The 10,448-nt window shown below is 55.8% G+C and carries 7 protein-coding genes and 1 pseudogene; 2 read left to right on the top strand and 6 right to left on the bottom strand.

The window, feature by feature from the left end; all coding sequences use genetic code 11:
* Positions 1-161: 161 nt before the first annotated feature.
* The 5 genes and pseudogenes from R2I50_RS09270 to purC form a co-directional block, all read right to left on the bottom strand.
* A complete protein-coding gene (locus R2I50_RS09270) occupies positions 162-1,010 on the bottom strand; it encodes a patatin family protein (protein ID WP_316608865.1) in 849 nt (282 codons plus the stop codon).
* Positions 1,007-1,864, bottom strand: coding sequence for a pyrroline-5-carboxylate reductase (gene proC, locus R2I50_RS09265; RefSeq protein ID WP_316608864.1), 858 nt, complete (start codon positions 1,862-1,864; stop codon positions 1,007-1,009). The genes R2I50_RS09270 and proC overlap by 4 nt, the downstream gene beginning before the upstream one ends.
* Positions 1,861-3,141: pseudogene (locus R2I50_RS09260) on the bottom strand (glutamate-5-semialdehyde dehydrogenase); the annotation flags it as partial. The gene proC and the pseudogene R2I50_RS09260, both read right to left, overlap by 4 nt.
* A gap of 142 nt (positions 3,142-3,283) precedes the next feature.
* Complete coding sequence (gene proB / locus R2I50_RS09255) at positions 3,284-4,051, bottom strand: glutamate 5-kinase (RefSeq protein ID WP_316608863.1); 768 nt, start codon at positions 4,049-4,051, stop codon at positions 3,284-3,286.
* A 508-nt stretch (positions 4,052-4,559) separates the two neighbouring features.
* On the bottom strand, positions 4,560-5,267 hold the full coding sequence (gene purC / locus R2I50_RS09250) for a phosphoribosylaminoimidazolesuccinocarboxamide synthase (RefSeq protein WP_316608862.1): 708 nt from the start codon (positions 5,265-5,267) through the stop codon (positions 4,560-4,562).
* A gap of 307 nt (positions 5,268-5,574) precedes the next feature.
* On the opposite strand from purC, the gene R2I50_RS09245 reads away from it, so the two are divergent.
* Both R2I50_RS09245 and R2I50_RS09240 read left to right on the top strand, forming a co-directional pair.
* The gene (locus R2I50_RS09245) at positions 5,575-5,946 is read left to right on the top strand and encodes a C-GCAxxG-C-C family protein (protein ID WP_316608861.1); all 372 of its coding nucleotides are present in this window, start codon (positions 5,575-5,577) and stop codon (positions 5,944-5,946) included.
* A gap of 11 nt (positions 5,947-5,957) precedes the next feature.
* Positions 5,958-8,771: an insulinase family protein gene (locus R2I50_RS09240; RefSeq protein ID WP_316608860.1), complete on the top strand. Its 2,814-nt coding sequence runs from the start codon at positions 5,958-5,960 to the stop codon at positions 8,769-8,771.
* Between the two features lie 62 nt (positions 8,772-8,833).
* On the opposite strand, the gene R2I50_RS09235 is transcribed toward R2I50_RS09240, so the two are convergent.
* Positions 8,834-10,216 carry a sodium-dependent transporter gene (locus tag R2I50_RS09235; protein WP_316608859.1) on the bottom strand — a complete coding sequence of 461 codons (1,383 nt, stop codon included), beginning with the start codon at positions 10,214-10,216 and terminating at the stop codon, positions 8,834-8,836.
* Positions 10,217-10,448: the final 232 nt, after the last annotated feature.

The raw sequence follows: 10,448 nt of genomic DNA, 5'->3' as shown, positions 1-10,448 counted from the left end.
TCGGTTGGAAATCCCCTCGCGAGTTCCTTTACCATTTCCTCAATACCAGCGAGGTCATCTTTTCTTGAATTTGTGTAACACATCATTGACAAACCAACAGAATTGTTAACTTCGGTAATGTTGAAAGCACAAGAAAAGCGCCCCCGAACGGAGGCGCCGTGTTATGCTTGTAAAAACGCTTTGACCTTATCAAGATCACGCAGGGCGATCCTTCTGCCCTCATCGTAAGCCGACTGGAGCTTCTCGGGATCGTGCTCGACTCTGCCGACGTCGAGCGGCGTATCGGGACAGAGCACCAGCGTTTTGCCGAGCTTCTCACTCTCGAGCACGAGATGCTGCTCGAAGGCATACATCTCGTGACGTCTCGTCATCACATCGATCATCGCGGGATACTTGCGGAGCGCCACTTTGAACAGCGCGCGGTTCGACTGCTTCTTGCGATAACTGCGCGGACGGGTCAGAACAACAACGTTCTTCTCATAGCCCAGCTTCTGCATAAAGCGCAGAGGGATCGAGTCGCTCATTCCGCCGTCGAGCAAGGTATAGCCATCCACCTGTACGGGCTTCGAGACCATCGGCATAGAAGCGGAAGCGCGCATCCACAGATAGCAGTTTTCATCGACCTTATCGAGTCTTTTATAGACCGGTTTTCCGGTGTAGATATTTGTTGCGACGACATAGAAAGCCATCGGGTTCTCGTCATACGCCTGTGTATCGAACGGATCAAGCTTCTCGGGGATCTCACGATAGCAAAAATCCGCACCGAAGAGATCGCCGGTCGTGATCAGCGAGTGGATCGAACAATAACGCTTATCCTGACAAAAGCGTTTATTATAACGGATCACGCGGCCAATCTGGCGGCTCTTGTAATTACAGCCGAACGCCGCGCCTGCCGAAACGCCCACCATAGCAGGGAAGGAAACGCCGTTCTCCATGAATACATCGAGAACGCCCGCGGTGAACATCCCGCGCATCGCGCCGCCTTCCAGCACTAAGCCGATTCTGCTCATGCCTTGCCCAATTCGATATTACGCTGATACGCGGCGATTACCGCGTCGGTGACAGCCTTCTCCATACCGGCTTCATCGAGCTTCTTGACGCCCTCGATAGTACTGCCGCCGGGAGAACATACCTTTCTGACCATATTGTCGATATCGTCAGAGTTGAGCTCGAGCAACTTCGCCGCGCCGACAACGGTCTGGATCGCCAGAGCGATAGAGGTCTCGCGGTCGATACCCGCTTCGATACCGCCCTGAGCCAGTCCGCGAACGAACTTGTAAACGAAGGCAGGACCGCAGCCGGATACCGAGCAGCCGGCGTCCATCAGGTCTTCATCAATGCCGGTCAAATGACCTGCATGCTTCATCAAATTCAGGAAGCGTCCGATATCCACCTTACTGATATTGTCCGAGGTAGTATAGAGGATCTCGCCCTCGCCGACCTCTACGGGGATGTTGGGCATGATACGGATAACCTTATACCTGCCGCCCGCCATACGGCGGATCGTGTCGATGCTCAGCCCCGCCGCGATGGAAACAAGGATAACGTCCTTGCGCTTTGCGAGCGTCGCCTTGATCTCCTCGAGCATCTCCGCCATCATCTGGGGCTTTACGCCGAGGAAAATGTATTCGCATTCCGCCGCTACGGAACGGCTGTCGCCGAACTCACAGCCGATCTGACGGCTCAGGTCAGCCGCCTTGGAGGCTTCATGGTCGCAGAGAAGGATCTGCTTAGTGGACTTGGAAGCCGCCTTCGCGAGGGCGCTGCCCATATTGCCGACGCCGATAAAGCCGAAACGGTAATTGATCGCGCGAACGTGGGTCGGATCATCGTTGTTATTCAAAAAACCAAACTTGAGATTCATCTGATATTGCCACTCCCTTTAATGATATACTTGTATGTATTCAGCTCCTCGAGACCCATCGGACCGCGTGCGTGGAGCTTCTGCGTCGAAATACCCATCTCACAGCCGAGCCCGAACTCGCCGCCGTCGGTAAAGCGGGTGGAGGCATTGACGTAGACAGACGAGCTGTCGATCCCGCGGGTAAAGACCGCCGCGGCGTCAGCGTCGCCGGTAATGATCGCCTCGCTGTGACCGGTAGAATGGGCGTTAATATGCGCGACCGCCTCGTCGACGTCTGCGACGATCCTGACCGCGAGGATATAATCGAGGAACTCGGTGTCGAAATCATCCGCCCCCGCCGGGGTACCGTCTATGATCTGAGCCGCCTCCGCGTCAAGTCTGAGCTCAACGGGGGTTTCGGGGCGATCATCGACCAACCGTGCTTTCAGCTTCGGGAGGAACTCCGGAGCAATATCGCGGGCAACGACCAACACCTCCTCGGCGTTACAGACCGAAGGACGAGAGCACTTCGCGTTCTCGATAATATTCAGCGCCATCTCCTGATCGGCGGCGCTGTCCACATAGATGTGGCAGATACCGGTACCCGTCTGGATACAGGGTACAGTTGCGTTCTTTACGATTGCGGAAATCAAGCCCTTGCCGCCGCGCGGAATCAAGAGATCGACATAGCCGTCGGCGGTCATCAGCTCGTTTGCGCTCTGCCGGGTAGTATCCTCAACAAGCAGCACCATATCCTCGGGCAAGCCCGCCTGAGCCAAGCCCTCGCGGAGCGCTTCTACGATAGCGGCTGCAGATCGATGCGCCTCCTTACCGCAGCGGAGAACGCAGACGTTGCCGCTCTTCAACGCGAGAACAGCCGCGTCGGAGGTAACATTCGGACGGCTCTCGTAGATGATCGCAACTACGCCCAGCGCAACGGAAACACGCTCGATAACAAGCCCGTCGGGGCGCTCATAATGCTTCAAAACCCTGCCCACGGGACACGGCAGTGCAGCGACCTCGCGGATACCGTCCGCCATCCCCCTGACGCGGTCGGCGGTCAGGAGCAGACGGTCGAGCATGACGTCGCTGATACTGCCGCGCGCCGCCTCGATATCGAGAGCATTCGCCGCAAGTATCGGTTCGGTATGCGCGATCAGACAATCAGCCATCAAGAGCAGGGCGCGGTCAATATCCTGAGCCGAAACGGCACCCAGCCGCGCCTTCGCCTGTTTCGCCTTCACCAGTAGTTCATGAGTCGTCATAACATGCTCCTTACTTTCGTAAATAGTGATCGTGTCATTGCGAGGAGTGACCGAAGGTTACGACGCGGCGATCCCCTTGTCGTAAATACCTGTTACGGTGACAGGGTATAAACGTTCGCATCCTTCTTTGTGGGATTGCCACAGCCCCTTGCGTGGCTTCGCAATGACATCTGTTTTATCTCTTTGCAACAAAACGTGTACAGGTTCCCTTGCCGTCGATGATATCGTACAGGATCGAGGGATCCTTACCGTTAGCTATGACCATGTTGACACCGCTCTCGGTGGCAATACGCGCCGCCTTGAGCTTCGTGACCATGCCGCCGGTACCGAGCTTCGAGCCTGCGTCGCCCGCCAGCGCCTCGATCTCCTCGGTGATCTCCTCGATGATCTCGATACGTTCAGCCGTCGGATCCTTCGCAGGATTCGCGGTATAAAGACCGTCGATGTCGGACAGAATGACCAGAAGATCGGCACGCACCCGCTCGGCGATGATCGCGCCGAGGGTATCGTTATCGCCGATGACGATCTCGTCGGTGGTGACGGTATCGTTCTCGTTCACGATCGGGATAACGCCCAGCTCCAACAGACGGAACAGGGTATTGTTGAGGTTCTTGCCGTAGTCCTCGATCGCGACGAAGGCGCCGGTCATCAGGATCTGCGCTACGGTATGGTTATATTCGGAAAAGAGTTTATCATAAGTGTACATCAGTTCGCACTGACCGATCGCCGCAGCCGCCTGCAGGGTGGAAATATCCCCGGGGCGCTTGGTAATGCCGATCTTGCCGAGCCCCATACCGATCGCGCCGGAGGACACCAGCACGATCTCATGACCCGCGTTCTTCAGGTCGGAGATGACCTTGCACATCTGCTCCACGCGCTTGATGTTGAGCAGACCGGTCGGGTGGGCAAGGGTCGAGGTACCCACCTTGATCACGATTCTCATAGAATCCCTCCAGTTCTTACCGTCTCTATTCTATCACAGCAAACACTTTAAGTCAATAAAGCGGTAAAATATTTACAATTAGGAGAAAAGGAGGAGGGGAATGAGGAGTTAGAAGTTGAAGGGGTCGTCGGGACGCCGATCCCTTCAAGATTTTCGGAAACGTCGCAGTGTTCCGTAGGGGCGACCATCGGTCGCCCGCGAACAACTGACGTTAGGTCGAGTCGTAGGGCGGGGGTACCCCCGCCCTACAATGTCGCTGTACGAATGTCCCTGCGGGACGCGGGCGGTCAATGACCGCCCCTACAACTCCTCGCTCCTAACTCCTCATTCCTGACTCCTCCCTCCTCGCTCGCAGGGCGTTGTATTTCCTATCCAACGTTTTCTATACGAATACATTGGAGTCGGCAATTGATAAAAAACGTCTGCGACCCCATATAGAGTCACAGACGCTGCTGCAAGAATTCGTATTAACGATCCAAAACCGTGAGGCTTTCCCGTAATTCCTCACTCAAGAGAGTCTGCCCATGATCTCGGCATAGGCGTCCTCTACACCGCCGAGGTCACGGCGGAAGCGGTCCTTATCGAGCTTTTCTTTGGTCTCGGCGTCCCAGAAACGGCAGGTGTCGGGGCTAATCTCGTCAGCGAGCACGATGGTACCGTCCGACAGACGGCCAAACTCGAGCTTGAAGTCGACGAGGATAACGCCGCGCTCCTTCCAGTAAGCCTTCATATAATCGTTCACGGCGAAGGCGTACTTCTTGATGGTCTCGATCTCTTCGGGAGTCGCGAGCTTCAGCGCCAGCGCGTGATAATCATTGATCAGCGGATCGCCGAGGTCGTCGTTCTTGTAGGAGAACTCGATGGTGGGCTGTTCAAAGACAACGCCCTCTTCTACGCCGTAGTTCTTGGAGAAGGAACCCGCGGCGATGTTGCGGATGATGACCTCCAGCGGAACGATGGAAACCTTCTTGACGACGGTATCGCGCTCGCTGAGTTCCTCGACGAAGTGAGTCGGTACGCCGGCTTCCTTCTCGAGCTTCTGCATCAGCAGGTTGCTCATGCGGTTGTTGATCACACCCTTACCGGTGATGGTACCCTTCTTGAGACCGTTGAAGGCGGTCGCGTCGTCCTTATAGGAGACGATCAAGAGCTCGGGATCGTCGGTTTTAAAAACCTTCTTCGCCTTGCCCTCATACAGCTGTTCACGTTTTTCCATAACAAGTCCTCCTAAATCGACGGCTTAACCGTCGGTGAATGGTGAATAGTGAAAGACGAATGGTTATCGGAGGGCTGACGCCCTCACCTAATCAAGCACCTTTCCTCATTGTTTTGACAATATGGTTTATACACCAATCGACAATCAGTGTCAAGGGCGGCGGGGATAATTCGGATATTTGTACAGACGGCGGGCTTTTTCGTGAAAACTTTTTGAGAATTAATGTACAGTGCGATTGACAAGAGCCGGAAAAAGGAGCATAATTATCAACGTATCACAGAAACTAACTACAGAAAGGGACGGTTGTATGAACAGACCCGAACGCGGCGCTGAGTTAAAGCGCTCCCATAACTGCTGTCAGGCAGTGCTCCTCGCCTTTGAGGATTTGCTCCCGTATGATAAAGAAAGCCTGTTGATGCTGGGCTCGACCTTCGGCTCCGGCATGGGCGGGATGATGGGCACCTGCGGTGCCTTGGTCGGTGCGGAGATGGTGCTCGGCATCCTCTCCGGAAGGACCTCCGGCATGAACGGCAACAGCCGCAGACTGTTTCAAGCTTTCGAGGAGAAGTGCGGCGCTTCTCGCTGCATCGACCTCAAGGGCGTGCTCACAGGCAACATGCTCTGCTCCTGCGAGGATTGCGTCAAGCACGCGATCGAGCTCGTTGAAGAACAACTGTAACGAGGTGAATCATGAAATATACCATCGGACAAATAATCCACGGCTTTGAAGTCACGCAGAGCCGCCATATCCGCGAGGTAGGCGGCGACCTGTATATTCTGCGCCACCTGCACAGCGGCGCAGAGCTGTGCTATATCGATAACGACGACCGCAACATGACCTATGCGATCACCTTCGCGACTCCGTCGCACGACAGCACCGGTGTGTTCCATATCCTCGAGCACAGCGTCCTGTGCGGCTCGGAAAAGTACCCCGTCGACGATCCCTTCGTCGAGCTGATGAAGAGCTCGCTGTACACCTTTCTCAACGCGATGACCTTCCCCGACAAGACGATGTACCCCGTATCATCCATGAACGAGAAGGACTTGATGAACCTGATGTCGGTCTACACCGACGCGGTGTTCCGTCCGCTGATCTATGACAACGAGAACGCCTTCCGTCAGGAGGGCTGGCATATCGAGAAGGATAAGGACGGCAAGCTCTACTACCAGGGCGTCGTCTACAACGAGATGAAGGGCGCCCTGGGCGATCCGGAGGAGAACCTCTATCAGGCGGTTTTCGGCGAGAGCTACGAGCCGTGCCAGTACACCACCGTCTCGGGCGGTCATCCCGACCACATCGTCCGGCTGACATACGAGGACTTCATCAACAATCACAAAAAGTATTACCATCCCTCGAACGCGCGGTTCTATCTGTACGGTAAGATGGAATTGGAAGAAAAGCTCCGCTTCCTCGACGACGAGTACCTCGGCAGGGTCGAGCCGCAGGAGGCGATCAAGGAGCCGAAGATCACCGTCAAAAAGCAGGCGAAGCCCTATTACTGCACCTACACCGCCGACAGCGAAAAGAGCGGCGAGGACTATCTCGCGATCACCTACCCCATCTGTGAGATGCCCGACTTCGAGACCTATCTCGGTCTCTCTGTGCTGACCGACATCCTCGCGGACACCAACTATGACCCGCTGAAGAAGCGCATTCTCGACAAGGGTCTTGCGGTCGAGCTGGACTGCGAGATGATCGAGGACATCGCCTATCCCCTGTTCACTGTCAAGCTCCGTCACTGCGACGCGAGCCGTCTCGACGAGATCGAGCGCGAGATCGACGCGTGCCTGCGCGAATGTGCCGCGGGTCTCGACCGCGAGGCGGTCACTGCCAAGCTGAGCACGGTCGAATTCAACCTGCGCGAGGGCAGCGCCGCAGGACTGACCAAGGGGCTGTACTACGGCATCCAGATCGCCGGCACATGGCTCTACGATTATGAGCCGTGGCTCTATCTCGAGTATGAAGCCCCCCTCGCGGCGATCAAGGAGAAGCTGAATAACGGCTATTTTGAACAGCTGATCGAAGAATACCTTCTGAATAACGAAAACCGCAACGTTGTCGTCATGACCCCCACGGTCAGCGAGAAGAAATACAGCGAGCCGACCGAAGAGCCCGACGGCTATTCAGCCGAGAATCGCCGCTCCGACGTCGACCCCATCCCCCATCTGAGCCTCAGCGACATCGACAGGAAGGCCGTCCCCTATCTTACCGAGCGCAGGGAGCAAAACGGCAAGCCCTATCTCTTCCATCCGCTCAAGACGGACGGCATCGTCTACGCCGATCTTTTCTTCGATATCGCGTCGGCGAGTTCCGACGAGCTGTTTACCCTGAGCCTGCTGTCCGCCCTGCTGACCAACATCGGCACCGCAAAGACCGACGGACAAGCCCTGCAGACCAAGCTCGGACTGTACACCGGCTCGATGGGCGCGGGACTGGTCGCGACGAGCTACGGCAGCAAGGTCATCTCCGCGCTGACCCTCCGCTTTAAGGCGCTGACCGAGCATTACGCGCAGGCGGCGGCTCTCGCACAGGAAGTCCTGACCGAAGCGGTATTCGACGATAAAAAGGCGATCTGCGACCTGATCGACCAGATCTGTACCGAGATGCAGCTGGGCTTCATCAACAACTCGAGCCAGCTTGCGGCTACCCGCGCGGGCGCCGTGCATAACGTTCGCGATGCACTCAGCGACGCAGGCAGCGGCATCGGCTTCTACCTCCGACTCAAGGCGCTCAAGGAACAGCTGAACGCGGGCGAAGGCTTCGACGAGCTCAAGGCTCGGCTCGAAGCGGTATGCGATAAATATATCAAGAACGGTAAGGCGGTCTACTCCCTCGCCTGTGACGAGGACAACAGAGAGGCCGTCGAAAGCGCTCCACTGCCCCTGCAGTCTCAGCTGACCGACGGCATGGCCGACGCCGACGCGCCGCTGATGACGGGCAACATCGCCCTGTCGGCGCCCTGCGACATCGTGTTCAACGGCTACAGCTACAACACCGACGACGATCTCAGCGGCGGCGAGCTAATGCTTGCGAAGAAGATCCTCTCCCTCGAATATCTCTGGCAGAAGATCCGCGTCGAGAACGGCGCCTACGGCTGCGGCGCAGCGCCGAACTCTGCGAAGCGCCTCGACATGTGGAGCTACCGCGATCCGCAGATCCGCTCTACCCTCGACACCTTCAACCATGCCGCGGACTTCCTGAGCACACTCAGTCTGAGCGATCGCGCGGTAGAGGACTATATCATCAGCGTGGTACGCAGTCTGGACAATCCCCAGCTGCCCCGCACAGAAGCGTATCTCGCGACCGTCTACTACCTGCTGGGCAGAAGTAATGACGACATCCAAAAGGAGCGCGACGAGCTTTTGACCTCGACCCTCTCGGACGTCAACAAGCTCGGTGAGAAGATGAAAGCCGCCGTCCCGACAGCCGCCTACTGCACCGTCGGCAACGCGGAGAACATCGCCGCGAATGCTACGCTTTACGACGAGATCGTAAAGATTTGAGATACCGACAATATGCAAAACCCCTGACCGCTCGGTCAGGGGTTGTTTTTATGATACAGTCATCAGTGGATGATGCCTAACGAGACGAGAAGCAGCAGTACCAGCAGAACAGGGACGATAAACTTCACCATCACGACATACAAGCCGCGGCGCATGAAGCGCTCGCCGTTCTTGGTCGCCTCGTCGATGATCGTCTTGGGCTTGATGACCCAGCCGACCAGGATACAGGTGCCGATCGCGAGGATAGGCATGAGCACATTATTGGATGTATAATCCATGATATCCAAAATCTGTCCGACAGCGCCGTTGGGCAGCGGAGCCTCGAAGTAAAAGACGTTGTAGCCGAGGCATACGACGGTACTGAGCACCAGCGCGATCAAGCCCTCGGTAACGGTCGACTTCTTACGCGACATACCCTTGTCGATCATGCCGGAGCAGATCGCCTCCATGATGGAAATACAGCTGGTCAGCGCCGCAAACAGCACCATCAGGAAGAAGATAGCGCCGAGCACGTTACCGATAACGCCCATCTGGGCGAAGATCTTCGGCATCGCCTGGAACAGCAGTCCGGGGCCCGCCTTGCTCAGGTCGTCGGGATTGAATACATAGACGGCGGGGATGATCATAACGCCCGCTAAAAACGCGACGACGGTATCGAAGATCTCGATCTGGTTGACGGACTTGATCAGGTTATCCTTATCCTTGAAGTAGGAGCCGTAGGTGACCATAATACCCATCGCAACGCTGATACTGTAGAAGAGCTGACCCATCGCGTCCATGATCGTAGTCATGATGCTGCCGAAGGTCGCGCCCTCAAAGTTCGGGATGACGTACTTGCCAAGCCCCTGTAAGCCGGTTCTGCCGCCGCTCTCCTCCGAACCCGCGAGGGTCAGCGAGTAGATCGAGATACCGATGATCAGCAAGAACAGGATCGGCATCAGCACCTTGGAGAGTGCCTCGATACCCTTATTGACGCCGCGATAGATGACGATCGCAGTCATCAGCAGGAACACAAAGTTATAGACGATCGGCTCGGCGTAGCCGGTGATGAAGCTGACGAAGAAATTATCGCCCGCCGCGGCAGCGCCCTGACCGGTGATGAATACCAGCGCATATTTAAGCACCCAGCCGCCGATAACGCAGTAGTACGGCATGATGATGAACGGTACGATGCTCGCCAGTCCGCCCAGCCATCCGAATTTCTTATGCAGCTTTCCGTAAGCGGTCAGACAGCTCTGCTTGGTCTTACGCCCGATAGAGACCTCGGTCATCAGCAGGGTGAAGCCGAAGGTCAGGGCGAGGATGATATAAATGACCAGGAACAGACCGCCGCCGTCCTTTGCCGCAAGATACGGGAATCTCCAGATATTTCCCAAACCGACCGCGCTGCCCGCAGCAGCAAGCACAAAGCCGATCGAGCCTGAGAAAGAGCTTCTCTTTTCCATTGTTTCTACTCCTCGATTTCGTTACATTTTCGCTGTAAAGCGCCGATACTGATACACTTTAAAGCGATTAAATCTTATTATACCAAAACTGACACAAGTTGACAATAGGCAAGTTGAAAATGGGTATTCATTCATGTAGGTTTACAATAGAGTCGTTACAGTAGAAGTAAAAAAGAATAGCAAATAGGAAGAACCTGTGTTACAGTTAGTTCGCTTACAACAAAACTCTACA

This window comes from uncultured Ruminococcus sp. (assembly GCA_902785355.1).
Classification (GTDB): Bacteria; Bacillota; Clostridia; order Oscillospirales; family Acutalibacteraceae; genus Ruminococcoides.
Note: the sequence above shows the minus strand (reverse complement) of the source record. Positions and strands in the feature narration are given on the sequence as shown.

What these genes read in the sequence shown, in the direction of transcription:
- R2I50_RS09240 (WP_316608860.1), top strand. Translation starts at nt 5,958, where the DNA reads ATGAAATATACCATCGGACAAATAATCCACGGCTTTGAAGTCACGCAG.
- purC (WP_316608862.1), bottom strand. Translation starts at nt 5,267, where the DNA reads ATGGAAAAACGTGAACAGCTGTATGAGGGCAAGGCGAAGAAGGTTTTT.
- R2I50_RS09235 (WP_316608859.1), bottom strand. Translation starts at nt 10,216, where the DNA reads ATGGAAAAGAGAAGCTCTTTCTCAGGCTCGATCGGCTTTGTGCTTGCT.
- R2I50_RS09245 (WP_316608861.1), top strand. Translation starts at nt 5,575, where the DNA reads ATGAACAGACCCGAACGCGGCGCTGAGTTAAAGCGCTCCCATAACTGC.
- proC (WP_316608864.1), bottom strand. Translation starts at nt 1,864, where the DNA reads ATGAATCTCAAGTTTGGTTTTTTGAATAACAACGATGATCCGACCCAC.
- proB (WP_316608863.1), bottom strand. Translation starts at nt 4,051, where the DNA reads ATGAGAATCGTGATCAAGGTGGGTACCTCGACCCTTGCCCACCCGACC.
- R2I50_RS09270 (WP_316608865.1), bottom strand. Translation starts at nt 1,010, where the DNA reads ATGAGCAGAATCGGCTTAGTGCTGGAAGGCGGCGCGATGCGCGGGATG.